Origin of the sequence: Sphingomonas sp. KC8 (assembly GCF_002151445.1) — a bacterium.
Lineage (GTDB): Bacteria > Pseudomonadota > Alphaproteobacteria > Sphingomonadales > Sphingomonadaceae > Sphingomonas_E.
The window spans coordinates 2999450-3025374 of the sequence record NZ_CP016306.1 but is presented as its reverse complement, the minus strand read 5'-3'; the positions used below and the strand labels follow the sequence as shown (position 1 = coordinate 3025374).

Sequence of the window (25925 nt, the reverse complement as noted above, 5' to 3'; positions counted from 1 at the left end):
CCGGGCGGGGGCGGCAATGGCGGGCAGCATGGCAACGGAACAACCTGTTTGGCGGGAATCGGCGCGTCGCGCAGCACAGCGCGGCGGATCGATCGGGGCAGCGCTCGGCCTGCTCGCGCTGATGCTGATGCTCGCCTTCGCACTGGCCAGCTACCAGCCAACCGATGCCGCGCTCAACACCGCCGCCGGGGGTGACGTCAGCAACATTCTCGGCCCGGTCGGCGCATGGGTGGCCGATCTGCTGCTCAGCCTGCTGGGGCCACCCGCCGCGCTGCTGCTGCCGATCGGGGTGATCGCCGGGCTGCGGCTGTGGCGCGGCGCATCCATCGGGCGGTGGAAACGATCGCTGGCCCTGTGCCTGCTCGGGGTGCTGCTGTTCGGCATCGCCCTGTCGTTGCTGCGCGGCGGATCGGTTTCGGGGCTACCGGCCGGCTGGGGCGGCGCGATCGGGCTGATCGCGGCGCGCGGCGTCGATTCGCTGGTGGGGCTGGCGGGCGATCCCACCTGGATCACGGGGCTGCGCATCACCACCATCCTGCTGTTTGGCGCCGGTGGCCTCGCCATCTGGGTGTGGGGCCTTGGGCTGGAAGCCAGCGAACGCGGCTGGCTGTTCCGCACGCGCAACCGCGCCGATCGCGATGAAGACGAAGACGCCGTCCTGCTCGATCGCGTGGTCGGCCGGGATGATGCGCCGTCCCGGCCGCGCGAAGCCGCCCGGCCGCCGCGCGCACGGGTCGAACCCCCGCTGGCCGACAATGCCGATCAGCCCGGCCCGACGATCAAGGAACCCGAACGCCGCCCGCAGCAAGGCGACACCCGCAAGCGCGAACAGCGCCAGCTTCCACTGGGCGACACCTACGTCCTGCCGCCACTGACCCTGCTGGCCGAACCGCCGGCATCCACCGGTCCGACGATCGATCGCGCGGGGCTGGAACGCAATGCCCGCCTGCTCGAAACCGTGCTCGATGATTTCCACGTCAAGGGCCGCATCGTCGAAGTGCGCCCCGGCCCGGTCGTCACCATGTACGAACTGGAGCCGGCCGCCGGCATCAAGGCCAGCCGCGTCATCCAGCTCGCCGACGATATCGCCCGCAACATGTCCGCCTTGTCGGCGCGCGTGGCCACCATTCCCGGCCGCACCGTCATCGGCATCGAACTGCCCAACAAGGTGCGCGAATCGGTGGTGCTGCGCGAACTGATCGACAGCGCCGCGTTCGAAACGCAAGGCGGCGCGCTGCCGCTGGTCCTTGGCAAGAACATCGCCGGCGATCCGGTGATCCACGATCTGGCCCCCATGCCGCATCTGCTGGTCGCGGGCACCACCGGGTCGGGCAAGTCGGTCGGCCTCAACTGCATGATCGTGTCGCTGCTGTACCGGCTGACACCGGAACAGTGCCGGATGATCATGATCGATCCGAAGATGCTGGAACTCAGCGTCTATGACGACATCCCCCACCTCCTTTCGCCCGTCGTCACCGAACCGCAAAAGGCGGTCCGTGCCTTGAAATGGGCGGTCGAACAGATGGAGGATCGCTATCGCATGATGGCCTCGGTCGGCGTGCGCAGCCTTGCCAGCTTCAACGAACTGCTGCGCACCGCCAAGGCCAAGAACAAGCCGATCACCCGCCGGGTGCAGACCGGCTATGACGCCGAAACCGGCCAGCCGATCTACGAGGAAGAAAGCCTCGAATATGAAATCCTGCCCCAGATCGTCGTGATCGTCGACGAACTGGCCGATCTGATGATGACGGCGGGCAAGGAAGTGGAATTTCTGATCCAGCGCCTGGCGCAAAAGGCGCGCGCCGCCGGGATCCACCTGATCATGGCGACGCAGCGTCCCTCGGTCGATGTCATCACCGGCGTGATCAAGGCCAATTTGCCGACGCGGATCAGCTTCCAGGTCACGTCGAAGATCGATTCGCGCACCATCCTGGGCGAACAGGGCGCCGAACAATTGCTCGGCAAGGGCGACATGCTGTTCATGCCCGGCGGCAAGCAGATCGCCCGCGTCCACGGCCCGTTCGTGTCCGACGACGAAGTTCGCGCCGTCGCCGATCACTGGAAGGCGCAAGGCACGCCCGAATATATCACCGCCGTCACCGAAGAACCGCTCGAATCCTACGAACTGGAAGGCGCGCCCACCGGCCCCGACGATCCCGAAACCAAGGATTATCGCCGCGCCGTCCAGCTCGTCGTCGAAAACCGCAAGGCATCGACCAGCTGGCTTCAGCGCCAGTTGCGCGTCGGATATAATTCGGCCGCGCGCCTGATCGAACGGATGGAAAAGGATGCGGTCATCTCGCAACCCGATCATGTCGGCCGGCGCGAAGTGTTGCTCGACGTGGGCGACTTGCCCGATTTCGGCCGGCGGCTGGGCTGACGCTGAACGCCAGGCAACCGGCCGGTTCAGAACCCGTTCAATCCCGCGCCGGCATTGCCAGCCTGATGCCTTATCCGGAGAAACGCATGATCCGCCCCACCTTGTTCGCGCTCGCGGCTGTCCCGGTCGCCGCCGCCGCCATCGTCGGGGCAACGCCGGTGGCCGCACCCGCGATGGCGCAGGCTGCCGGGCCGCTCGCTCAGGTGTCCCAGCATCTGCGTGCCGTGAATACGATGACGGCCAGCTTTTCGCAGACCGATCGCAACGGCAAGACGATCAACGGCACGCTGACCTTGAAACGCCCCGGCCGTATCCGCTTCGAATATCAAAAGGGCGTGCCCCTGCTCGTCGTCGGCGATGGCAAGGCGCTCACCATGATCGACTATCAGGTCAAGCAGGTGTCGCGCTGGCCGATCGGCGATTCGCCGCTGTCGGTGCTGCTCGATCCGTCAAAGGATCTGTCGAAGTTCGCCAAGGTGGTTCCCGGCGGTGATCCGCGACTTCTGATCGTCCAGGCGCGGGATCCCAAGCGGCCGGAATTTGGCACGATTTCGATCGCGTTCGCTAAATCCCCTGCGGCCCCCGGCGGGTTGATGCTGCGCGGGTGGACGATCGTCGACGCGCAGAACAACCGATCGACCATCCAGCTGTCGAATCAGGCGTTCAACGTCGCGGTAAGCGACAAGGCGTTCCGCTGGAACGATCCGCGCCCGCGTAATCCGCGTGGCTGACGGGTAGCTGACCGATCCATTCATCCGCGCGACAGCTTTGCCGGCGTAGATGTCTTCAAGCGGCCGTGGGAAGCCGCACGGGATTCCCCCTGTTGCCCGTGTCGCACATTCCCACGTCCCGCCTTCGCGTGACGAACGCAAGGTCGGCCCCTGCTCCACGCCCCCGGAGCAGGGGCCATTCTTTTTTGGGCCACCAGATCGCGCTGCCGATAACGCTGTCCTACAGGCCCCGGCGCTGCCAGGCTGCGCCATGATCATCGATATAATCGTCGGATCACGGAATTTATTCGTTCAAAATCATAGGCATAGGGTTCAAATCGGCAAAGTGGGGAAAATCGCTCGATATCCTCAACTTCCTCAACTTAACCCCTGTCTTCGCCGGCTGGCGCTCCGGCCCCGGCGTCGCTACATCGGCGGCCATGGCCGATACGCTCAAGATTGCTTCGTGGAACATCAATTCGGTGCGCGCGCGCATCGATATCGTCGCCCGCTTCCTGATCGAGGAACAGCCCGATATCCTGTGCCTGCAGGAAACCAAGGTGGTGAACGAGATCTTTCCCGGCGGTCCGTTCGAAAAACTGGGCTACGTCCACCAGGTGCTGAACGGCCAGCGGATGCACCATGGTGTGGCGATCCTCAGCAAGGTTCCGCTCGATGCCGACGCCAGCCACGACTGGCAGGACAATGGCGAAGCCCGCCATGTCGGTGTCCGCCTGCCCAACGGGGTGCGGCTGGAAAATGTCTATATCCCCGCCGGCGGCGACGTGCCCGATCGCGACGTGAATCCCAAGTTCGGCCAGAAACTTGATTTCGTCGAACGGATGACGCGCTGGTCGGAAACGCTGGCTGATCCCACGATCATCGTCGGCGATTTCAACATCGCCCCGCTCGAATGCGACGTGTGGAGCCACAAGCAGTTGCTCGATGTCGTCAGCCACACCCCGATCGAGGTCGCCGCGCTCGAACGGCTCCAGCAGAGCCACGGCTGGGTTGATCTTGGCCGTCATTTCCACCCCGCCCCGGCGCGGCTCTATACATGGTGGAGCTACCGGTCGAAGGACTGGACTGCCAATGATCGCGGCCGCCGGCTCGATCATATGTGGGCCAGCCCCGCTGTTGCCGCGGCGGCCACCGCACACCGCGTGGTCGAACCCTGCCGCAGCTGGGAAAAGCCGTCGGATCATATCCCGCTCGTGACGGAGTTCACCTTTTGAGCGGGCTGCGCTCCGCCGCCCATGCGCTGGACGCGCTGCGCCGCGGCTGGCCGGTGCGCATCCTGTCCGCCACTGGCGCGATTGCGGTGCTCGCAGTCGAAACCGCCGATGATGGCCGCCTGGCGGCGTTCGATCCCACGGCGCGCGCCGATATCCTGCTGTCCAGCGGGCGCGCCGCGACGTTGAAACTCGCCAACCAGCGCGCGGCGGCGACACCCGGCGCCGCCGTCCGCATCGAACGCGCGACGTGGCTCGACCTGCCGGCGGCCGTGGCGCTGGCCGATCCGGCGCTCGATCTGGCAACCCCGCTCAAAGGCCCCTATCGCGCCATCGCGACAACGGCACCCGATGCCGCCGCCGCCGCCCTGCGGCTCGCCCGGCTCGCCGGCCTGTTGCCAGCGTTCTTCGTCATCGACGATGGCGCCGGCGAGGTGGAGGTTCTGGCGGACGCGATCGCCGAACAGGATGCCCCCGCCCGCCTCATCATCGCCGCGCGGGCGCGCCTGCCGGTCGAAACGTCCGAACACAGCGAAATCGTCGCGTTCCGCAATGCCGACGATGCCGCCGAACATGTCGCCTTGGTGATCGGCGCGCCCGATGGCACACCGCCGCTCGTCCGCCTCCACAGCGAATGCCTGACGGGCGATGTGCTGGGATCGCTCAAATGCGATTGCGGGCCGCAATTGCACGCCGCTCTCCACGAAATCGCCGATGCCGGCTGGGGCATCCTGCTTTACCTGCGCCAGGAAGGGCGCGGCATCGGCCTCGTCAACAAGCTGCGCGCTTATGCCTTGCAGGATCAGGGCTATGACACGGTCGACGCCAATGTCCGGCTGGGTTTCGATGTGGACGCGCGCGATTTCGGCGTCGCGGCGCGGATGCTGACCTTGCTGGGACAGGATAAAGTCCGCCTGCTCACCAACAATCCGGCCAAAATGGCGGGGCTGGAATCGGCCGGGGTCACCGTGGTCGAACGGGTCGCGCATGCGATGACGGCCAATCCGCACAACCGCGCCTATCTCGATACCAAGCGCGACCGCACCGGCCATCAGCTGTGATTCTGGTCGACGCGGGCGCGCGAACGCTCGCCATGTCGGGCCACACCCTGCCCTGCGTGATCGGCCGGTCGGGCGCCTGCCCCGCCGCTGACAAGCGCGAGGGCGACGGGATGACCCCGCTGGGCCGCTGGCCGGTGCGCATGGTGCTGTTCCGCCCCGGCCGTGCTGCGCCGCCGCCCGGGCTGCAACTGCCATGGCGCTGGATCCGGCCGGATGATGGCTGGTCGGACGACAGCACCGATCCCTGCTACAACCGCCCAGTCCGCCATCCGCGCGAATATTCCGCCGAACGGCTATGGCGCGACGATGGCCTGTATGATGTGATCGTGACGCTGGGCCACAATGATGCGCCGCCCGTCCCCGGCATGGGCAGCGCGATTTTCTTCCATTGCTGGAATGACGCGAAGCCGACCGAAGGCTGCGTGGCGATCGAACAACACGCGCTGCTCGCGCTGCTGCCGGCGCTGGCGCCGGGTACCCTGCTACAAATCGCCTGACATTCCGTCACCCCGAACCTGTTCCGGGGTGACGACAGCAATTAATCGAACAGCGACGAGACCGAGGTTTCGTCGGCGATCCGCTTGATCGCTTCGGCCAGAAGCGGCGCGATCGTCAGGTGACGGATCTTGCCGGCCGCCGCCGCTGCATCGGTCGCGCCGATCGAATCGGTGATCACCAGTTCGGCCAGCGACGATCCTTCCACCCGCGCCACCGCGCCGCCCGAAAGCACGCCGTGGGTGACATAGGCAACAACGTCTTCGGCACCGGCCGCCCGCAGCGCGGCGGCTGCGTTGCACAGCGTGCCCGCCGAATCGACGATATCGTCGACGAGGATGCAGAAACGGCCCGAAACATCGCCGATGATGTTCATCACTTCCGATTCGCCAGCACGTTCGCGGCGCTTGTCGACGATCGCCAGCGGGGCGTTTTCAAGGCGCTTGGCGAGCGCACGGGCGCGCACCACGCCGCCCACGTCGGGCGACACCACCATCAGATTCTTGCCGGCGAACCGCGCATGGATATCGGCCGACATCACCGGCGCGGCATAAAGATTATCCGTCGGGATATCGAAGAAACCCTGGATCTGCCCGGCGTGCAGATCGACCGAAAGCACGCGATCGGCGCCCGCAGTCGTCAGCAGATTGGCGACCAGCTTGGCCGAGATCGGCGTACGCGGGCCGGGTTTGCGATCCTGCCGGGCATAGCCGAAATACGGGATCACGGCGGTGATCCGCTTGGCCGACGAACGCTTCAGCGCGTCGATGCAGATCAGCAATTCCATGAGGTTGTCATTGGCTGGAAAGCCGGTCGACTGGATCACGAACACGTCCTCGCCACGGACATTTTCGTGAATCTCGACGAACACTTCTTCGTCGGCGAAACGACGCACGCTCGCCTCGGTCAGTGGAATTTCCAGATAGGCGGCGATTGCGCGCGCCAACGGCAGGTTGGAATTGCCGGCCAGTAGTTTCATGTTCGTCCTCGCTGCCGCGTTTTGCGGCCTCTTAGTCGCGTCACGCGCGCGGGGAAAGGGGGCGTGGAGTGGAACCTCTGGTCGTCGCCTTGATCCCGGCCTAAAGCGAGGGGCCATGACAGCCCGCCTTTCCATCCTCCTCGCCCAGATCAACCAATCGATGGGCGATCTTACCGCCAATGCCGATGCGATGCTGGCGGTCCGCGCCCGCGCCGGCACCGCCGATCTGATCCTGTTCCCCGAATTGCAGTTGATCGGCTATCCGCCCGAAGATCTGGTGCTGAAACCCGCACTGATCGCCCGCGCGCATGATGAAGTGCAGCGCCTGGCAGCAGCAACGGCCGATGGCGGCCCGGCGATGCTGGTCGGCACGGTGATCCAGCTCGACGACGGGTTGTTCAACGCAATGGCGTTGCTGGATGGCGGCGTGGTCGCGGCCATGATTCGCAAGCACGAACTGCCCAATTACGGCACCTTCGATGAAAAGCGCCTGTTCGTATCCGGCCCGCTGCCCGAACCAATCCATTTCCGCGGTGTGCGCATCGGCGTGCCGATCTGCGAGGATATCTGGTTTCCCAAGGTGTGCGAACATCTGAAGGCGACCGGTGCGGAAATCCTGCTGTCGCCCAATGGCAGCCCCTATGAACTCGACAAGGATGATCGGCGGCTCGCCCTCGTCCGTGCGCGCGTCGCCGAAACCGGCCTGCCGCTGGCCTATCTCAACCGGGTCGGCGGGCAGGACGAACTGGTGTTCGACGGCTCGTCCTTCGTCGTCAACGCCGATGGTGCGGTCGCACTCCAGATGCCCGACTGGGATGCCGCCGAAGTGCTGACCGTCTGGGAAAAGGGCGCCGATGGCTGGGCCTGCCTGCCCGGCGATCACCATGCGCTCGATGTGGCCCCGGCCGACCTCTACAATGCGATGCTGGTGGGTTTGCGCGATTATGTGAACCGCAATCGGTTCCCCGGCGTCGTCCTTGGCCTGTCCGGCGGGATCGATAGCGCCTTGTCCGCTGCCGTCGCGGTCGATGCGCTGGGCGCCGATCGTGTGTGGTGCGTGATGATGCCGTCCCGCTTCACCGGCGATGAAAGCCTGTCAGACGCCGCCGAATGCGCACGCCTGCTCGGGGTCCGCCTGGATACGATCGCGATTGAACCGGCCACCCTGGCCTTCGATACGATGCTGGGCGATGCCTTTGCCGGCCGCCACCGCGATCTGACCGAAGAAAATATCCAGTCGCGCGTGCGCGGGCTGACCCTGATGGCGCTCAGCAACAAGTTCGGCCACATGGTGCTGACCACGGGCAACAAAAGCGAGATGTCGGTCGGTTACGCCACCATTTATGGTGACATGGCCGGCGGTTATTCGGTGCTGAAGGATGCCTATAAAACCACGGTGTTCGCGCTGTCCGAATGGCGCAACGCCAACCGCCCGTCGCTCGCCCTTGGCCCCGACGGGCCGGTGATGCCTGTCAACGTCATCACGAAGCCGCCGACCGCCGAATTGCGGCCCGACCAGAAGGATTCGGATTCACTGCCGCCTTATGACGTGCTCGATCCGATCCTGCACGGATTGGTCGAGGAAGAACTGGCGGTGGCCGATCTCGTCGCACGCGGTTTCGATCGCGATACCGTCATCAGGATCGAACGCATGCTCTATATCGCTGAATATAAACGCCGGCAGGCCCCACCGGGGGTGAAGCTGGGCACCCGCAATTTCGGCCGCGATCGCCGTTATCCGATTACCAACGGCTTCCGGTCGGTCTGATGGTCGTCACCCGTTTCGCGCCGTCGCCCACCGGCCGGCTCCATGTCGGCAATATCCGCGCCGCACTCCATAACTGGCTATATGCGCGCCAGCAGGGCGGGCGTTTCCTGCTCCGCCTCGACGATACCGACGCCGAACGATCGACCGAAGCGTTCGTCGATGCGATCCGCGCCGATCTCACCTGGCTGGGTTTGGCCCCCGATGGCGAGGAACGCCAGTCGCAGCGCTTCGCGCTCTACGAGGAATCATTCGAACGGTTGCGCGCCGCCGGCCGCGTCTATCCGGCCTATGAAAGCCAGCAGGAACTGGATCTCAAGCGCAAGATCCTCGCCGGACGGGGCTTGCCACCGGTTTATGATCGCGCAGCCCTTGCGCTCAGTGACGCCGATCGCGCAGCATTTGAGGCCGAAGGCCGCACGCCGCACTGGCGCTTCCGCCTCGATCATGACGCAGCCATCGCCTGGCACGATCTGATCCGGGGCGACCAGCGTTTCGATCCGAAACTGCTGTCCGATCCCGTCATCCGCCGCGCCGATGGCAGTTGGCTCTATATGCTGCCCAGCGTGATCGACGATATCGATATGGGCGTCACCCATGTCGTTCGCGGCGAGGATCATGTCACCAACACCGGCCTTCAGCTCCAGATGTTCGAAGCCCTGGGCGCAAAGCCCCCGGCCTTCGCGCACGAAGCGCTGCTGACAGGCAGCGAGGGCAAATTGTCCAAGCGCCTCGGCGCGCTAGGCTGCGATGGGTTCCGCGAAATGGGGATCGAACCGCTCACTTTGCTGGCGCTGCTCGCGCGGATCGGCACCAGCGATCCGGTCGAGCCGGTCGCGGCGGCCGAAGAACTATTCCATGCGTTCGATTTTACCCGTTTTGGCCGCGCCCCGGCGCGCTTCGATCTCGATGAGTTGACGGCGCTCAACGCCCGCATCCTCCATCGCCTGCATTATCAGGACGTCGCCGATCGGCTGCCCGCCGGCATGGACGCCGATGCCTGGCACGCGATCCGCCCGAATATCCTAACCGTGGCCGATGCCGCGACATGGTGGGCGGTGGTCGAAGGGCCGGTCGATCAATCTGCGGTCGCGCCCGAAGATCGCGCCTATCTGGCCGAAGCCGTCACCGTCGCCGAAGGGATCGACTGGACGGCCGATCCGTGGCCGGCGCTTACGACGTTGTTGAAGGATGTCACCGGCCGCAAGGGCAAGGCCTTGTTTCTGCCGCTGCGGCTGGCGCTGACCGGGCTGGCCCACGGGCCGGATATGGCCGCGCTGCTGCCGCTGATCGGGCGGGAACGCGCGCTGGAGCGGCTGCGCACGGCGGCTGCATGATGGCTGCGTCGCGGTCCGGCGGATCGCGACGGCAGTCCGTTTAATCAGTCGTTGTCGGACAGCGCGTTGCTGCCAGCGGCGACAACCGCCTTGGCGGCTTCGCCAGCGGCATAGATGAAGCCGTTGGTCGGGTAAGCGGTCATGCCGAGGCTCTTGGTCGGCCCCCACCACACGCGCACCTTGCTCCAGTCGCCGGCGGCGGATACGTCGATCGCGGTTACGTCACGCTCGACCTGGCCACGGCTGCCATTGATCAGCGACCAGTTGGCGTGGGTCAGCTTCACGGTCCGCGAATCGACGATCTGGCTGACGGTGGCGACGTGGCCCGAAGGCATGGCGCGAAACGCCTGGAACGACAGCACCGAACCGACCTTGGGGGTCTGCCCGCGTTGATATTTGCCGGCAGCCTGCGCCCACCAGTCGGCGGCGCGGCCAAACAGCTGGATGCCGGAAAGCATGCGGGCGAATGGCGCGCACTGCCAATATTGGCCCTGCGCCTGTGCCGGCGTCGCCGAAAACAGCATCGTCGCCAGCAGCAGCGCCGCCGCTCCGGTCCAGATCGATTTGCCCGTCATGCTGTTCTTGCGCCCCATGGTCCGCTTGCTAGGCGGCTATGGTGCGATGCGGGAAGACCAAAAGGTTAACAACCATCAGGATTTGCGGCCGGCCGCGCCATCGCTTCGATGAACCGAAGATGAAGATGACACAACGGCGCGGCCGCAAACCAAACCGGCCCTCGTCACCCTGAACTTGGCGGCCGGATCAGTCGCCACTGCCCTGCGGATTGAAAAGCGGGGGCGGGGGCGGCTATGGGCCGCACATTCCTTTCCGCTTTTCGAAAGCCGCCATGATGTCCGATACGCCCCCCGATCGCCTGTCGACCAACCCAAAAAGCCCGTATTTCGACGCCGAAGCGCTGCAGCGCGGCGTCGGCATCCGCTTCAAGGGTTCGGAAAAGACCAATGTCGAAGAATATAGCGTGTCGGAAGGCTGGGTTCGCATGGCCGTCGGCAATTCGCGCGATCGTTTCGGCAATCCGATGACGGTCAAGGCCAGCGGCCCGGTGGAACCCTATTTCCGCGACATCGCCGACACCGCCGAAGAACCTTCGAACAACTGATCGACTCGCCTTTGAATCGCTTCGGCGCATCGCAGGGCTTTGCCTGTGGCGCGGCGTTCAAAATAATGCTCCCATCGAACCGGTCGACAGGAAACGGTTAAGCCCCCGGAAACCAAGCGGGTGCAAGATACGTATCTTGAAGGCATCAGGTTCGAGGGGGGTTGGTTCTTATGGGCACCCAGGCGAGACCGGCGGACGGAGCGATGACGCTCGCCGAGATGAAGGAATTTGCGAGCTTTCCCGCGGGCACGCAGCGTTATATCCGCCGCTCGCTCGATATCGGGCTGGATCGCGAAAACGCCATGGAACGCTGGTCGCGCGACGTGGTCGAGGCCGCCAGCATCCGCGCCCAGGCCCGCATATATGCCCGGCTAGATCATATTCGCGATCATGTTCCGGATGACAGCGGCCTTGACGCGATCGAACCTTTCTTTGCGCCGCTGGTCATATTGACGGCATTCGATCTCGGCCAGGATCGACTGGTCGGATTCGGATCTTACCGCTTCCTCTATGAACGGCTAATCGGCGCACATGTCCGGCCGTGGTTGCCGGGCGCATTCTGCGCGGCGGCGGCGCTGCCACACCTGCATCCGGAAAAGCGCCGGGTTCTGCTGCAATCGATCAGTGAAGCTGCGGCAACCGCGCCCGGCTGGTCGAACCGTGAACCCTGCTTCTTCCCGGAATGGGTGGAAAAAGTGGACAGCGTCCTGCCCCATTGAAAGCATGCAACGCCCCCTCGGGTGGCAGCAGGCTATGGCGCGACAAGCGAAGCATGGCTTGCTGCACGGCCGCTTTCCATGCCCGCATTACCCCCACAATTCATCGAGGAAATTGCGCATCGCCAGCCACGATCGCCGGTCCGCATCGGGCTGATAGGCCAGGCCCGGGCCACTCGCCGTGGGCGACGTGAATGCGTGGCCGGTATGGCCATAAGCATGGATCTGCCAGTCCGCTTTCGATTCGGTCAGTTCCGCTGCCAGATCGACGGTGGCCGCCGGCGGACAAAACGGATCGTCCCAACCGTGCAGCACCAGCACTTTGGCACGAATCGGATCGGCATTGGCAAAGGGCGGGCGATCATACACGCCGTGGAAACTCACCACGCCGTCGACATCCGCGCCAGCCCGGGCAAGATCGAGCACGCATGTACCGCCGAAGCAGAATCCGATCGCGGCGATATGGGCAGCATCCGTTTCGGGCTGCGCACGGATCGTGGCGAGGGTCGCCAGCAGGCGTTCTTGCAACACGCGCCGGTCACTGCGTGCGTCGTTCCCCAGCATGAATGCGGCGTCGCGATCGATCGGTCGCTTACCCTTGCCATACATGTCAGCGGCAAAGGCGACGTAGCCCAGGCCGGCCAACTCTGTCGCCTTGTCGACGTCGAACGCCTTCAGCCCCATCACATTGTGAAAAACAATTACGCCGGGGCGTGGACCGGACAGCGCATCGTCCCATACGAAAACCCCCTCGAACGGGCCACCGGGGCCTTGATATTCGACGGTGCGGGTACGAATCGCCATGCTTTGTCCTTTCGAATCCGGGCTTGCCCAGAACCTACCCTTGGGGCCAGCCAAGTCGAGACACGTTGCACCGCGCGTATCAGGCGTTAGGAAGCGGCCAAATCCAACGCCCCTGGGAGATCCCATGCCCACGCTCGTCTTGATCCGCCACGGCCAGTCCGCCTGGAACCTCGAAAACCGTTTCACCGGCTGGTGGGACGTCAACCTCACCGACAAGGGAATCGAGGAGGCAAAGGCCGCCGGCGAACTGATGGCCGCCAAGGGCCTTGATTTCGATATGGCCTTCACCAGCGTCCAGACCCGCGCGATCAAGACGCTCAACCTTGCGCTGGAAGCGATGGGCCGGCTGTGGCTGCCGGTGGAAAAGGACTGGCGGCTGAACGAGCGCCATTATGGCGGGCTTACCGGACTGGATAAGGCCGAAACCGCCGCCAAGCACGGTGATGCGCAGGTCAAGGTGTGGCGCCGGTCGTTCGATGTGCCGCCGCCACCGCTGGAAGTGGGCAGCGAGTGGGATCTGTCGCAGGATCGCCGCTACGCCGGCATTGCCGTTCCGCAGACGGAAAGCCTGAAGGACACCATCGCCCGTGTGCTGCCTTATTGGGACCAGCGCATCGCCCCGGCGCTGAAATCGGGGCAGCGGGTCGTCATTTCGGCGCACGGCAATTCGCTGCGCGCACTGGTGAAGCACCTGTCGAACATCCCCGACGACGAGATCACCGAACTCGAAATCCCGACCGGGCAGCCGATCGTGTATGACCTTGCCGACGATCTTACGCCCAAGGATCGTTATTATCTGTCGGAACGCTGATCGCACCGACGTGATTGCACCGCGCGCGCGCTTTCCTTAAAGGCCGCGCTTTGCCGGGGGAGAGGACATGGCCGACGCCGGGCCGTTGATCGGGATCATCATGGGCAGCCGCTCCGATTGGGAGACGATGCGCCATGCCGCCGAGACGCTTGAAACATTGGGCGTCGCCCATGAATGCAAGGTCGTGTCTGCGCACCGCACCCCTGATCGGCTTTACGATTACGCCAAATCGGCATCGGGCCGCGGGCTGAAGGCGATCATCGCCGGTGCCGGCGGGGCAGCCCACCTGCCCGGCATGGCGGCGTCGATGACGCGGCTGCCGGTTCTGGGCGTTCCTGTCGAATCCAAGGCGTTAAGCGGCATGGACAGCCTGTTGTCGATCGTTCAGATGCCGGCGGGTATCCCGGTCGGCACCTTGGCGATCGGCCGGGCCGGTGCGGTCAACGCCGCGCTGTTCGCGGCCGCCATCCTTGCCACCACCGATGACGCGCTGGCCGCGCGGCTCGATGCGTGGCGCGCCAAACAAACGGCGGATGTCGCCGAAACACCGGAGTGATGCAGGCCTGATGATCGTCCCCCCCGGATCGCGAATCGGCATCGTCGGCGGCGGCCAGCTTGGCCGGATGCTTGCCATGGCTGCGGCCCGGCTGGGCTATTCCTGCTATATCTACGCCCCCGAAGCGAGCGGGCCGGCCGCCGACGTGTCCGCCGGCTGGACGCAAGGGGGCTATGACGACGCCAGCGCGCTTGCCGCTTTCGCGGCCACCGTCGATGTCGTCACGTATGAATTTGAAAATGTGCCGGTCGCGCCGCTGAAACTTTTGTCGCAACGGCTCCACCCCAACCCGGCGGCGCTCGAAGTGGCGCAGGATCGCTTGGTGGAAAAGGATTTCGTCGCGCGCCTCGGCCTGCGTCCCGCGCCGTATCGTGCGGTGGATGATATCGCCGGCCTGCGCGCTGCCCTAGCCGAACTGGGCGCGCCGGCGATCCTGAAGACGCGGCGTTTCGGTTATGACGGCAAGGGCCAGGCCCGGCTCCATTCGGCCGATGATGCCGACGCCGCCTGGAAGGCGATCGGCGGCCGCCCCGCCGTGCTCGAAGGCTTCATCCGATTCGATCGTGAATTTTCGATCATCGCGGTGCGTGGGGCCGATGGCGCCTTCGCGACATGGAATGCGCCCGATAATGTTCACGAGGCGGGGATTCTCGCCACATCGACCGTCCCGGCCGGTGCGCTGATCACGTCGCAGGCGGCCGATGCCGTCGCGATGACGCGCAAAGTGGCCGATGCGCTCGATTATGTCGGCGTGCTCACGGTGGAATATTTCGCCACGGCCGATGGGCCGGTGTTCAACGAAATGGCGCCGCGCGTGCATAATAGCGGCCACTGGACGATCGAAGGCGCGGTGACGTGCCAGTTCGAGAATCACGTCCGCGCAATCTGCGGCCTGCCGCTGGGATCGACCGATTTGGCGGCACCGCGAGTCGAAATGCGCAACCTGATCGGGGAACAGGCCAATGACTGGGTGGCGATTCTCGCCGATCCAACCGCGCATCTCCATCTATATGGCAAAAGCGATCCCCGCCCCGGCCGTAAAATGGGCCACGTCACGCGCCTGATCGGCGCATAACGGCCGCGCGCCGCTCAGCCGCGGTTCATCACCGCCCGAGAAAAAGACACGTCATGAAAATTATTCCTTTGCTGGCCATCCTCGCGCTGCCGCTCGCCGGATGCGCGTCCGTCACCCCCGAAGGCCGAGTAAGGGCCGCTTTGCTGGATGCCGGGGTATCGCCACCGATCGCCGGCTGCATGGCCGAACGGATGGTAGATCGCCTGTCGATCGCGCAGCTCAAGCGGCTTCAGTCGCTGGCCCGGCTGCCCGGCAAGGATATTGGCAGCATGCCGGTTGGCGAATTTCTCCACCAGATTCGTGCGCTTAAAGACCCCGAAATCTTTTCCGTCGTCAGCCGCGCGGGCCTCGGCTGCGCGATCGCGGGCTGATCACCCGCCACTTTGCGGCGGGAAGCGCGCCTGCGGGCTTTCATTCGCGACACTTTCATGCTTAAGCCCGGCGGATTTTGAACCGAAGCAGGCTGGGAGCGTCATGAACATCCACGAATACCAGGCCAAGGAACTGCTGGCTAAGTTTGGCGTCGCAATTCCTGCGGGCCACGCCGCATTGACGGTGGACGAAGCCGTCGCCGCCGCTGGCAAGCTTCCCGGACCGCTTTATGTCGTGAAGGCGCAGATTCACGCCGGCGGCCGCGGCAAGGGCAAGTTCAAGGAACTTGGCCCCGACGCCAAGGGCGGCGTCCGTCTGTCCAAGACGCTCGACGAAGTGCGCGCCAACGCCACCGATATGCTCGGCAACACGCTGGTCACGATCCAGACGGGTGAAGCCGGCAAGCAGGTCAACCGCCTGTACATCACCGACGGCGCGGACATCGCGAAGGAATATTACCTCTCGATGCTGGTCGACCGGGCAACCGGCCGGATCGCCATGATCGTCTCCACCGAAGGCGGCATGGACATCGAGGAAGTCGCGCATTCGACCCCGGAAAAGATCCGCACGATCACGATCGATCCGGCCGAAGGTTTCCAGCCGCACCACGGCCGCGCCGTGGCGTTCGCGCTGAAGCTCAAGGGCGATCTCAACAAGCAGGCCGCCAAGGTTGCCAACCAGTTGTACGATGCGTTCATCGCCACCGACATGGCGATGCTCGAAATCAACCCGCTGATCGAAACCACCGATGGCAAGCTGCTGGTGCTCGACGCCAAGGTCAGCTTCGATTCGAACGCGCTGTATCGTCACCCCGACATCCTCGCCCTGCGCGATGAAACCGAGGAAGACCCGGCCGAAGTCGAAGCGTCGAAGTACGACCTCGCCTACATCAAGCTCGACGGCAACATCGGCTGCATGGTCAACGGTGCCGGTCTCGCCATGGCGACGATGGACATCATCAAGCTCAACGGCGCCTTCCCCGCCAACTTCCTCGACGTCGGCGGCGGCGCCACGAAGGAAAAGGTGACGGCAGCGTTCAAGCTGATCCTCAGCGATCCGGCGGTCGAAGGCATCCTCGTCAACATCTTCGGCGGCATCATGCGCTGCGACATCATTGCCGAAGGCATCGTCGCGGCCGCCAAGGAAGTGAACCTGTCGGTTCCGCTGGTCGTGCGCCTCGAAGGCACCAACGTCCAGCAGGGCAAGGATATCCTGAGCCACAGCGGCCTGCCCATCGTGGCGGCCGACGATCTCGGCGATGCCGCGAAGAAGATCGTGGCGCAGGTGAAGAAGGCAGCCTGATCCTCCCTCCTGAGGGAAATCGGACAGCCAGGGAGACTATGTCATGAAGGTACTCGTACCCGTGAAGCGGGTCATCGACTACAATGTGAAGCCGCGGGTGAAGATGGACGGCACCGGCGTCGACCTTGCCAACGTCAAGATGTCGATGAACCCGTTCGACGAAATCGCCGTCGAAGAAGCCATTCGCCTCAAGGAAAAGGGCATCGCGACGGAAATCGTCGCGGTGTCCATCGGTGAAGCGAAAGCCCAGGAAACGCTCCGCACCGCGCTCGCCATGGGTGCGGATCGCGCGATCCTCGTCACCGCCGAAGGCGATGTTGAGCCGCTCGCCGTCGCCAAGATCCTGAAAGCGATCGTCGACGAGGAACAGCCGGGTCTGGTGATTCTCGGCAAGCAGGCGATCGACGACGATTCGAACCAGACCGGGCAGATGCTCGCAGCCCTCACCGGCCGGCCCCAGGGCACGTTCGCGTCGAAGGTCGAAATCGAAGGCGATACCGTCAAGGTCACGCGCGAAGTCGATGGCGGCCTTGAAACCGTCAGCCTCAAGACGCCGGCGATCGTCACCACCGATCTTCGCCTGAACGAGCCGCGCTATGCGTCGCTGCCGAACATCATGAAGGCGAAGTCCAAGCCCTTGGCGCAGAAGACGCCGGGCGATTATGGCGTGGACGTCACCCCCCGCCTCGCCACCCTCAACGTGTCCGAACCGCCCAAGCGGGTCGCGGGCGTTAAGGTTGCGGATGTTGACGAGCTTGTCGCCAAGCTCAAGGCGCTGGGAGTTGCGGCATGACCGTTCTGGTTCTGGTCGAACATGACAACGCATCCGTGAAGGATGCGACGCTCGCCGCCGTCACTGCGGCCGGCAAGCTGGGCGAAGTGCATGCGCTGGTCGCAGGGCAAGGCGCGCAGGCCGCCGCCGATGCGGCTGCCAAGATCGCTGGCGTCGCCAAGGTGCTGCTCGCCGACGACGCGGCTTATGGCCATGCGCTGGCCGAAAATGTCGCGCCGCTGATCGTCGATCTGATGGCGAATTACGACGCGTTCGTGGCGCCTGCCACGTCGAACGGCAAGAATATCGCGCCGCGTGTCGCAGCCCTGCTCGATGTGATGCAGATCTCGGAAATCCTGTCGGTCGAAAGTGCCGACACCTTCACCCGTCCGATCTACGCCGGCAACGCGATCGCCAAGGTGCAGTCGTCGGATGCCAAGAAGGTCATCACCGTGCGCGGCACCGCGTTCGAAAAGGCGGCCAAGGATGGCGGTTCGGCTTCGGTCGAGGCCATTTCCGGCAAGGGCGATGCGGGCCTGTCCAGCTTCGTCGGCGCGGAAATCTCCAAGTCGGAACGCCCGGAACTAACCTCGGCGAAGATCATCGTCTCGGGCGGCCGTGCGCTTCAGAACAGCGAAAATTTCCACACGATCATCGAGCCGCTGGCCGACAAGCTCGGTGCGGGTGTCGGTGCCAGCCGCGCTGCGGTCGATGCGGGCTATGTCCCGAACGACTATCAGGTCGGCCAGACCGGCAAGATCGTCGCCCCGGAAGTCTATATCGCGGTCGGCATTTCGGGTGCGATCCAGCACCTCGCCGGCATGAAGGATTCCAAGACGATCATCGCGATCAACAAGGATGAAGACGCCCCGATCTTCCAGGTCGCGGATATCGGCCTCGTCGGCGATCTCTTCAAGGTCGTGCCCGAGCTGACGTCGAAGCTCTGAACGATCCGAATCGCAAACGCATAAGAGGGCGGTCCGCAAGGGCCGCCCTTTTTGTTTGGAATGTCAGTGGAGGTTGGGCGCCCCGGCAACGATCTCGATCAGCATGACCGGCGACAACGGGGTTTCGAACTGACAGCCGATCCGTTGTTCATCCTCCCACATCACCCGGGCGGGCAGTGCGGGAAAACCCGGCACGCGCAGCCAGATCAGGCTGCCGGGCGCCATCGGCGCATAGGCCTGCGCCATGAACCCGGCGATCGAAATGTTCGAAACGAGGCAGCCCACTCCCTTCGCGCCGGCAGCGCGCAGGCTTGCGTTGAGGTCCACGGGACGGCGCATATCGCTGCGCGAATCGCCCGCCTGCTGTTCATGGATGACCGCAAGGATACGCAACGTCGCCAATCCACCCCAATGGAGTGGACCGGCGTAAGCCCAGAACCTTAATTTTCGCTTTGCGCCCGCCACCGGGGCGCCAGCCGCAGCAAGATATAACCGGCCAGCGCCGACACCACCGAACCGCCAAGGACACCGATCTTCACCTCATCGATCAGGGCCGGATCGATAAAGGCGAGGCCATTGATGAACAGGCTCATCGTGAAGCCGATACCGCACAGCAGCGAAACGCCATACACCTGCAACCACGTCGCGCCCGCCGGGCGATCGCCAAGCCTGAACGCCACCGCGAGGCGGACGCTGGCGAAGATGCCAATCTGTTTGCCCAGGAACAGCCCCAGCGCCACCCCCAGTGGCAGCGGCGCCAGCACCTGCGCGATGCCAATCCCCGCCAGCGACACGCCGGCATTGGCGAAACCGAACAGCGGCACGATGGCATAGGCGACCCACGGTTGCAGGGCATGTTCCAGCCGGTGCAGCGGCGAATCGGCGGCATCGGGCGCGCCCGGCGTCAGCTTGATCGGGATCGCCATCGCCGCCAGCACGCCCGCCACAGTGGCGTGGACGCCGGACAGCAGCACCGCAAACCACAACCCTATCGCCAGCAGCACATAGGGCCACAGCTTCGTCACGCCGATCCGGTTGAGCAGGAACATCGCCCCCCACAGCACTCCGGCCGCGAACAAGGCCGCGCCGCCGATGCTGGCGGTATAGACCAGCGCGATGATCGCCACCGCGCCCATATCGTCGACAATGGCAACCGTGGTCAGGAACAGCTTGAGCGAGGTTGGCGCGCGGCTGCCCAGCAAGGCCAGCACGCCGATCGCAAAGGCGATATCGGTGGCCGACGGGATCGCCCAGCCGCGCAGCAATTCGGGCGCGCCGCCGGTGACGATCAGATAGACGATCGCCGGAACGATCATCCCGCCCGCCGCCGCCACGATCGGCAGGCCACGATCCTTCCACGTCGCCAGATGGCCATCGACGAACTCACGCTTGATCTCCAGCCCGACGAGCAGGAAGAACACCGCCATCAGCGCGTCGTTGATCCACAAATGGATCGTCATCGGCCCGAGCTTGTCGCTCAGCACCGGCCCGGTTTGCAGATGGAGCAGGTGGAAATAGGCCTCCGCCCAGCTGCTGTTGGCAACGATCATCGCCAGGGCGGCGGCGGCCATCAACAACATGCCGCCAGCCGCTTCGGACTTGAGGAAATTGCGCAGCGCCGAGCTTTCTACGCGGCGGCCTTTATCTTTTGTCACTGTTATCCCTCGCTGCGGCCATCATTAGGGACCTATACGATGGCGTCGGTGTTTTGAACCGCGACCAATGTAACCGAACGTGCGAAGAGAGGCTCTATGGCGACTGAAGCAGCCCACAGCGCAGGCTCCTCGATGGCCCGCCTGATGACCTGGTGGCACCGCCACGCCGTCATGACGGTCGATCATGTCGATGTGATCAGCAAGGTGCATGAAGAAGCGGTCTGGTCTCCCCGCTATCTGTTCATGATCCTGATGTCGGCGGGGATTGCCCTGCTGGGCCTGTTGCTATCGTCGCCGGCCGTGGTGATCGGCGCGATGCTGATTTCACCGCTGATGGGACCGATCATCGGCGTCGGCTTTGCGCTCGCCTTGTTCGATTTCGCCGAATTGAAGCGGTCCGCCACTGCACTTGCACTGGGCGCGGTGATCGCGGTGCTGTTCACCGCCCTGATCGTCGCCTTGTCCCCGATTCAAACGGTGACATCCGAAATCGCGGCGCGCACGCGGCCCAACCTGTTCGATCTGCTCGTCGCGCTCTTTTCCGCCCTCGCCGGCACCTATGCAATGATCCGCGGGAAAAGCGGGACGATCGTCGGCGTTGCCATCGCCACGGCCCTCATGCCGCCGCTCGCGGTCGTCGGCTTCGGCCTTGCCACCTGGAACGGGGCGGTGTTCGGCGGCGCGCTGCTGCTGTTCGTCACCAACCTGATCACCATCGCGCTGTCCGCCACGGTGATGGCCCGCATCTATGGCTTCGGGTCGCACCTCTCGCCCAGCCAGACGCGCTGGCAAGGCACGTTGCTGATCGCGACGCTCGTTATCCTCGCCGTGCCACTGGGGATCGCCCTGCGCCAGATCGCCTGGGAAAGCGTCGCCGCGCGACAGGCTCGTGATATCGTGCGCGCGCAATTCGCCGATAATGCCCGGCTGTCGGCCATTGATCTTGATTATGGCGCCGTCCCGCTCGCCGTGCGGGCCGAAGTGCTGACATCCAATCCGGTGGCGGACGCCAATATCAAGGCGTCCGCCCAACTGGAAAAGGCCCTCGACCGCCCGGTCGATGTCGAAATCTATCAGGTCCGGGTCGGCTCGGCGGCGCGTGATGTCGAAACCGCTCAGCTCGCCGCCGCGCAGGCCGGCGAATCCGCCCGCGCGCAGGAACGTCAAACCGCGGTGCTGGTTGCCCGGCTGGCGGCGGTCGCCGGCGTGGCCGATAACGCGATCACGGTCGATCGCATCAACAAGCGGGCGCTGGTGACGGCCGCCCCGCTGCCGGGCGCGCCGATCGCCAGCTATCGCGTGCTCGAACAGCGCGTGGCCGCCAGTGAAGCAGGCTGGACGATCACCCTCGTCCCACCCGCCGCCGCCCTGCCGTCGGTGGGCTTCGTGGATACGGCCCCCGATCCGGCTGCGCTGGATACGGCCGCCTGGGCTTATGCCCGCATCCGTGCCCCGATCGGCGTCGCGGGCGGCACAACCGCCGATGCTGACGCGGTACTGGCGGCCCTGCGTGAACGCCAGGTCGCTACCGAACGCGCAACCGCCAGCGGCCCGCTTCGACTCGTGTGGCTCGCCCCGACCAGCACGGATTAATCGTTAAACGTCAGCGCCCGCCAAATTTGCGCTGGGTTTTGCCGAATCGCGTCTTGCGCGTCCCCGGCCGGCCCTGCGTCGAGTGCGCCTTCACCGGCGCGCGATGCTCCTCGATGGGCAGGCCCAGTTCCTGCTGTTCGAGCTTGCGAATCTCGTCGCGCAGCCGCCCGGCCTCTTCAAATTCGAGGTCGGCGGCGGCCTTGCGCATCCTGCCTTCCAGTTCCTCGATATAGCTCCGCAGGTTATGGCCCACCATGTGGGGGCGATCGTCGATCCCGGTGTCGACCGTCACCTGATCCTTCGACGCCAGATGGCCGACAATATCGGCCACCGCGCGCTTCACGCTTTCCGGCGTGATGCCATGTTCCAGATTGTAGGCGAGCTGCTTTTCGCGGCGCCGATCGGTTTCGGCCATCGCCCGTTCCATCGATCCGGTGATCCGGTCGGCATAGAGGATCACCCGGCCATCGGCGTTGCGCGCGGCGCGGCCGATCGTCTGGATCAGCGACGTTTCCGATCGCAGGAAACCTTCCTTGTCGGCATCGAGGATCGCCACCAGCCCGCATTCAGGAATGTCCAGGCCCTCGCGCAGCAGGTTGATGCCCACCAGCACATCATAAACACCCAGCCGGAGATCGCGGATCAGCTCGATGCGTTCCAGCGTCTCGACGTCGGAATGCATGTACCGAACCTTCAACCCCGCTTCGTGAAGATATTCGGTCAGGTCCTCGGCCATCCGCTTGGTCAGGGTCGTCACCAGCGCGCGATAGCCACTGGCCGCCACCGCCCGGCATTCGCGGACCAGATCGTCGACCTGATCCTCCACCGGGCGCACCTCGACCGGGGGATCGATCAGCCCGGTCGGGCGAATCACCTGTTCGACGAAGACCCCGCCGGTCTGCTCCATCTCCCACGGCCCTGGCGTCGCCGACACGCACACCGTCTGCGGGCGCATCGCATCCCATTCGTTGAAGCGCAGCGGCCTGTTGTCGATGCAGCTCGGCAGACGGAACCCATATTCGGCCAAGGTGATCTTGCGGCGGTGATCGCCCCGCGCCATGCCGTTGACTTGGCCGATCGTCTGGTGGCTTTCATCGACGAACAACAGGGCGTTTTCCGGCAGATATTCGAACAAAGTGGGTGGCGGTTCCCCCGGCAGCCGGCCGGTCAGGAAGCGGCTGTAATTTTCGATCCCGGCGCAGCTGCCCGTCGCTGCGATCATCTCCAGGTCGAAATTGGTGCGCTGCTCGATCCGCTGCGCCTCGATCAGCTTGCCTTCGGCCACCAGTTCCTTCAGCCGCTCGGCCAGTTCGTGGCGGATCGCCTCGCTCGCCTGCTTCAGGGTCGGCCCCGGCGTCACATAATGGCTGTTGGCATAGACGCGGACATAATCGAGCGACGCGGCCTTCTTGCCGGTCAGCGGATCGAACTCGACGATTGCCTCGATTTCATCGCTGAAGAACGTGATCCGCCAGGCGCTATCTTCATAATGGGACGGGAAAAGTTCCAGCGTATCGCCGCGCACGCGGAACGTGCCGCGTGTGAACGCCTGATCGTTGCGCTTATACTGCAGCGCCACCAGCTTGCGGATGATTTCGCGCTGGTCGACCGTCTGGCCCTTTTTCAGATCGAAGATCATCGCCGAATAGGTTTCGACCGATCCGATACCATAAAGGCAGGACACCGACGCGACGATCAGCACATCATCCCGTTCGAGCAGCGACCGGGTGGCCGAATGGCGCATCCGGTCGATCGCCTCGTTGATCGACGATTCTTTCTCTATGTACGTGTCGGTGCGCGGCACATAGGCTTCGGGCTGGTAATAATCATAATAGCTGACGAAAAATTCGACCGCATTGTCGGGAAAGAAGCTCTTGAACTCGCCATATAATTGGGCCGCGAGAATCTTGTTCGGGGCCAGCACTAGCGCCGGCCGCTGCAATGCTTCGACCACTTTGGCCATGGTGAAGGTCTTGCCCGATCCGGTGACGCCCAGCAGCACCTGATCGCGTTCCCCCGCCTGCGCCTGTTTCACCAGTTCGGCGATCGCGGTCGGCTGGTCGCCCGCCGGCTGATAGTCCGAAACAATTTTGAACGGCTTTCCGCCCTCCACCTTGGGCGGACGTTCGGGCCGATGCGGAACGAAGTTCTCTCCCGTTTCCGGTTCGGCGAGGCTGGTGCGAATCTGGATTGCCATTGCACCCGAATATGGGATGTTGTCGTTCTGTTCGCAATTGCGAGGAATGCCCCGATGCTGTTACGTCCCATCGTTCTGGTTTCGCTCGTCCTGCTCGCCGGTTGCGGCAAGGAAGATGGCGCCAAGAAGGCTGCGCAGGAAAGCGCCGCGACACCGGCCGCCGTCGCCGAAACGATCAAGATCAAGCCGGGTGCCTGGGACGCGACGACCGAACTGGTGTCGATGGAAGTCGATGGCGTCGATCCCGCAATGCTCAAGGGCAATGTCGGCCGGAAGACCGAATTCAAGAATTGCGTCACGCCCGAACAAGCAGCCCGGCCGGCATCGGATTTCTTCGCGCATCCCGATCTGAAGAACGGCAATTGCAAATCCGAATCGTTCGACATGGCCGGCGGCAAACTATCCGCCGTGATCGTCTGCCAATCGGGCGAAGGGCAGGCCGGGCCGATGCGGATGGAGCTTTCGGGCAACTACGCCCCCGATTCCTATGACATGACAGTCACGATGAATGGCAAGGGCGGCCCGAACGGCGCAACGATGAAAATGGTGGCGCATTCCAGCGGCAAGCATGTCGCGGATACCTGCGCGAGTTGATCGCCCGGCGGCTTTCGCCAATCGCAAATCCGGCGCACCGGCCGCCATTTACACCTTTGTCGCGTCGCCCCATGCGATGCTAGACGCATCCGGCTTGGGGAGGGGCTGGTCCAATGCCATTGCTTACCGTTCGCGACATCGATGGATATCTGCATTTCGACACGGAGGAGTGCAAAACCGCCGGCGCGGCCCTGGCGGCCGATTATGCCGCGGCACAGCCCTTCCCCCATGCGGTGATCGACGATTTCATCGATGCCGGCCTGCTGCGCCGCGTATTGGCGGAATTTCCCTCGGTCGACGGGCGCACGCATTTCGATCGCGCACAGGAACGGCTGAAATATCAATTCCATCCCAACACGATCGATAGCGCGCTGATCCGCAACCTGCTCGCCGAACTCAACAGCGATGCCTTCATCCGCTTCATCGAGGCGATTTCGGGGATCAAGGGCCTGATCCCTGACCCTTATTATTCGGGCGGCGGCCTGCACGAAATCCACGCCGGCGGGCATCTGTCGGTCCATGCCGATTTCAACATCCACGGCCGGATGAAGGTGGAACGGCGCCTCAACCTGCTGATCTATCTCAACGACGACTGGCCACCCGAATATGGCGGCAATCTCGAACTGTGGGATAAGGGGATGACCGCCCGGCAAAAGGCGATCGCGCCGTTATTCGGCCGTGCCGTGCTGTTCAACACCGCGCTCGACAGTTTCCACGGCCATCCCGAACCGCTCACCTGCCCACGCGATCGTGCCCGCCGTTCGATCGCGCTATATTATTACACCGCTTTCCCGGAAGGCGCGGCATCGGTGCCGGAACGCACCACCACCTTTCAGGCCCGTCCCGGCACATCCGATCGGGTCGACTGGCAGGTTCGCCGCCAGCATTTCGTCAACGATTGGGTGCCGCATCGCCTGCAGCCCTTCACTCGCAAGGTGATGCGGCGGATCGGCCTCGGATAAGACAGATAGGAGAGTAGAATGATCGGTTATACGCTGGTTGGCACGAACGATCTGGAGCGCGCCAAGGACTATTATGACGCGCTGTTCGGCTCGCTCGGCATCGGCCGGATCATGGAAATGGACCGGATGTGCGCCTGGGGGCCTAATCATGAAGTGCCCATGTTCGGCGTTATGTCCCCTATGACGGCAATCCCGCGACCGTGGGGAATGGCGTGATGATATCGCTGCCGATGGACAGCCGCGCCACGATCGATGCGCTTCACGCCAAGGCGCTGGCGCTGGGCAGCAAGGACGAAGGCGGCCCGGGCAATCGCGGCGGCGAAGGCGATAACGCATTCTACGCGGCCTATTTCCGCGATCTCGACGGCAATAAGCTCTGCGCGTTCCGGATCGGCGCCTGATCCCAGATCCCGTCCCGCGTGCCGCCATATCGTGTCATGCGGGACACCCCCTTGCCGGCTCCGGCGAACTCCGGCGCCTTTGAGGATGT

Annotated in this window: 27 protein-coding genes; 21 read left to right on the top strand and 6 right to left on the bottom strand. The window is 64.3% G+C overall.

Translation table 11 applies throughout. The features are described from left to right. Positions 1 to 28 precede the first annotated feature (28 nt). From KC8_RS14220 to KC8_RS14200, 5 genes are all read left to right on the top strand, one after another. Positions 29 to 2380 (top strand): FtsK/SpoIIIE family DNA translocase, encoded by a 2352-nt coding sequence (locus KC8_RS14220; RefSeq protein ID WP_010124124.1) that lies wholly within the window; start codon positions 29 to 31, stop codon positions 2378 to 2380. 65 nt (positions 2381 to 2445) lie between these two features. Continuing rightward, positions 2446 to 3111 (top strand): LolA family protein, encoded by a 666-nt coding sequence (locus KC8_RS14215; RefSeq protein WP_010124123.1) that lies wholly within the window; start codon positions 2446 to 2448, stop codon positions 3109 to 3111. Between the two features lie 419 nt (positions 3112 to 3530). Beyond that, complete coding sequence (gene xth / locus KC8_RS14210; RefSeq protein ID WP_010124122.1) at positions 3531 to 4325, top strand: exodeoxyribonuclease III; 795 nt, start codon at positions 3531 to 3533, stop codon at positions 4323 to 4325. After that, entirely contained in the window at positions 4322 to 5383 is a 1062-nt protein-coding gene (gene ribA / locus KC8_RS14205; protein WP_010124120.1) for a GTP cyclohydrolase II, read from the top strand. The genes xth and ribA overlap by 4 nt, the downstream gene beginning before the upstream one ends. Then, positions 5380 to 5880 (top strand): L,D-transpeptidase family protein, encoded by a 501-nt coding sequence (locus KC8_RS14200; RefSeq protein ID WP_010124119.1) that lies wholly within the window; start codon positions 5380 to 5382, stop codon positions 5878 to 5880. The genes ribA and KC8_RS14200 overlap by 4 nt, the downstream gene beginning before the upstream one ends. A 41-nt stretch (positions 5881 to 5921) precedes the next feature. On the opposite strand, the gene KC8_RS14195 is transcribed toward KC8_RS14200, so the two are convergent. After that, positions 5922 to 6857 (bottom strand): ribose-phosphate pyrophosphokinase, encoded by a 936-nt coding sequence (locus tag KC8_RS14195; RefSeq protein WP_010124118.1) that lies wholly within the window; start codon positions 6855 to 6857, stop codon positions 5922 to 5924. Between the two features lie 115 nt (positions 6858 to 6972). On the opposite strand from KC8_RS14195, the gene KC8_RS14190 reads away from it, so the two are divergent. Together KC8_RS14190 and gltX are read left to right on the top strand one after the other, a co-directional pair. Next, entirely contained in the window at positions 6973 to 8625 is a 1653-nt protein-coding gene (locus KC8_RS14190; protein WP_010124117.1) for an NAD+ synthase, read from the top strand. Further along, entirely contained in the window at positions 8625 to 9959 is a 1335-nt protein-coding gene (gene gltX / locus KC8_RS14185) for a glutamate--tRNA ligase (RefSeq protein ID WP_010124116.1), read from the top strand. Before KC8_RS14190 ends, gltX begins: the two co-directional genes overlap by 1 nt. 44 nt (positions 9960 to 10003) lie before the next feature. Here the strand turns inward: gltX and KC8_RS14180 are convergent, their stop codons facing one another. Then, positions 10004 to 10534, bottom strand: coding sequence for a CHAP domain-containing protein (locus KC8_RS14180; RefSeq protein ID WP_010124115.1), 531 nt, complete (start codon positions 10532 to 10534; stop codon positions 10004 to 10006). 275 nt (positions 10535 to 10809) lie between these two features. Here KC8_RS14180 and KC8_RS14175 point away from each other — a divergent pair, with 275 nt between their 5' ends. Then, on the top strand, positions 10810 to 11079 hold the full coding sequence (locus KC8_RS14175) for a DUF3297 family protein (RefSeq protein ID WP_029624336.1): 270 nt from the start codon (positions 10810 to 10812) through the stop codon (positions 11077 to 11079). A 170-nt stretch (positions 11080 to 11249) separates the two neighbouring features. Next, positions 11250 to 11798: a hypothetical protein gene (locus KC8_RS14170; RefSeq protein ID WP_029624335.1), complete on the top strand. Its 549-nt coding sequence runs from the start codon at positions 11250 to 11252 to the stop codon at positions 11796 to 11798. A gap of 87 nt (positions 11799 to 11885) precedes the next feature. Here the strand turns inward: KC8_RS14170 and KC8_RS14165 are convergent, their stop codons facing one another. Beyond that, positions 11886 to 12599 carry a dienelactone hydrolase family protein gene (locus tag KC8_RS14165; RefSeq protein WP_010124111.1) on the bottom strand — a complete coding sequence of 238 codons (714 nt, stop codon included), beginning with the start codon at positions 12597 to 12599 and terminating at the stop codon, positions 11886 to 11888. 124 nt (positions 12600 to 12723) lie between these two features. Between KC8_RS14165 and gpmA the strand changes: the two genes are divergently transcribed. The 7 genes from gpmA (at position 12724) to KC8_RS14130 (ending at position 18434) form a co-directional block, all read left to right on the top strand. Next, complete coding sequence (gene gpmA / locus KC8_RS14160; protein WP_010124110.1) at positions 12724 to 13410, top strand: 2,3-diphosphoglycerate-dependent phosphoglycerate mutase; 687 nt, start codon at positions 12724 to 12726, stop codon at positions 13408 to 13410. A 67-nt stretch (positions 13411 to 13477) separates the two neighbouring features. Further along, entirely contained in the window at positions 13478 to 13966 is a 489-nt protein-coding gene (gene purE, locus KC8_RS14155; protein WP_010124109.1) for a 5-(carboxyamino)imidazole ribonucleotide mutase, read from the top strand. 7 nt (positions 13967 to 13973) lie between these two features. Further along, positions 13974 to 15041 (top strand): 5-(carboxyamino)imidazole ribonucleotide synthase, encoded by a 1068-nt coding sequence (locus KC8_RS14150; RefSeq protein WP_029624334.1) that lies wholly within the window; start codon positions 13974 to 13976, stop codon positions 15039 to 15041. A gap of 53 nt (positions 15042 to 15094) precedes the next feature. After that, a complete protein-coding gene (locus tag KC8_RS14145) occupies positions 15095 to 15412 on the top strand; it encodes a hypothetical protein (RefSeq protein WP_029624333.1) in 318 nt (105 codons plus the stop codon). A 103-nt stretch (positions 15413 to 15515) separates the two neighbouring features. Next, entirely contained in the window at positions 15516 to 16715 is a 1200-nt protein-coding gene (gene sucC / locus KC8_RS14140; protein WP_010124105.1) for an ADP-forming succinate--CoA ligase subunit beta, read from the top strand. A 43-nt stretch (positions 16716 to 16758) separates the two neighbouring features. Beyond that, positions 16759 to 17508 (top strand): electron transfer flavoprotein subunit beta/FixA family protein, encoded by a 750-nt coding sequence (locus tag KC8_RS14135; RefSeq protein WP_010124104.1) that lies wholly within the window; start codon positions 16759 to 16761, stop codon positions 17506 to 17508. Beyond that, positions 17505 to 18434 (top strand): electron transfer flavoprotein subunit alpha/FixB family protein, encoded by a 930-nt coding sequence (locus KC8_RS14130; RefSeq protein WP_010124103.1) that lies wholly within the window; start codon positions 17505 to 17507, stop codon positions 18432 to 18434. Before KC8_RS14135 ends, KC8_RS14130 begins: the two co-directional genes overlap by 4 nt. 63 nt (positions 18435 to 18497) lie before the next feature. Here the strand turns inward: KC8_RS14130 and KC8_RS14125 are convergent, their stop codons facing one another. Both KC8_RS14125 and nhaA read right to left on the bottom strand, forming a co-directional pair. Beyond that, positions 18498 to 18827 (bottom strand): PilZ domain-containing protein, encoded by a 330-nt coding sequence (locus KC8_RS14125; RefSeq protein WP_050805361.1) that lies wholly within the window; start codon positions 18825 to 18827, stop codon positions 18498 to 18500. Positions 18828 to 18874: 47 nt separating this feature from the next. Then, positions 18875 to 20089, bottom strand: coding sequence for a Na+/H+ antiporter NhaA (gene nhaA, locus KC8_RS14120; RefSeq protein ID WP_010124101.1), 1215 nt, complete (start codon positions 20087 to 20089; stop codon positions 18875 to 18877). A gap of 96 nt (positions 20090 to 20185) precedes the next feature. Between nhaA and KC8_RS14115 the strand changes: the two genes are divergently transcribed. Further along, positions 20186 to 21682 (top strand): DUF389 domain-containing protein, encoded by a 1497-nt coding sequence (locus KC8_RS14115; RefSeq protein WP_138956615.1) that lies wholly within the window; start codon positions 20186 to 20188, stop codon positions 21680 to 21682. 10 nt (positions 21683 to 21692) lie between these two features. On the opposite strand, the gene uvrB is transcribed toward KC8_RS14115, so the two are convergent. Further along, the gene (uvrB, locus tag KC8_RS14110) at positions 21693 to 23879 is read right to left on the bottom strand and encodes an excinuclease ABC subunit UvrB (protein ID WP_010124099.1); all 2187 of its coding nucleotides are present in this window, start codon (positions 23877 to 23879) and stop codon (positions 21693 to 21695) included. Between the two features lie 54 nt (positions 23880 to 23933). Between uvrB and KC8_RS14105 the strand changes: the two genes are divergently transcribed. The 4 genes from KC8_RS14105 to KC8_RS20605 all read left to right on the top strand — a co-directional run bounded on the left by KC8_RS14105 (position 23934) and on the right by KC8_RS20605 (position 25836). Next, positions 23934 to 24473, top strand: coding sequence for a DUF3617 domain-containing protein (locus KC8_RS14105; RefSeq protein WP_010124097.1), 540 nt, complete (start codon positions 23934 to 23936; stop codon positions 24471 to 24473). 113 nt (positions 24474 to 24586) lie between these two features. Beyond that, entirely contained in the window at positions 24587 to 25435 is an 849-nt protein-coding gene (locus tag KC8_RS14100) for a 2OG-Fe(II) oxygenase (protein WP_010124096.1), read from the top strand. Positions 25436 to 25453: 18 nt separating this feature from the next. Beyond that, positions 25454 to 25651 carry a hypothetical protein gene (locus KC8_RS20610; protein WP_308733505.1) on the top strand — a complete coding sequence of 66 codons (198 nt, stop codon included), beginning with the start codon at positions 25454 to 25456 and terminating at the stop codon, positions 25649 to 25651. Next, a complete protein-coding gene (locus KC8_RS20605; RefSeq protein WP_308733503.1) occupies positions 25648 to 25836 on the top strand; it encodes a hypothetical protein in 189 nt (62 codons plus the stop codon). The genes KC8_RS20610 and KC8_RS20605 overlap by 4 nt, the downstream gene beginning before the upstream one ends. Positions 25837 to 25925: the final 89 nt, after the last annotated feature.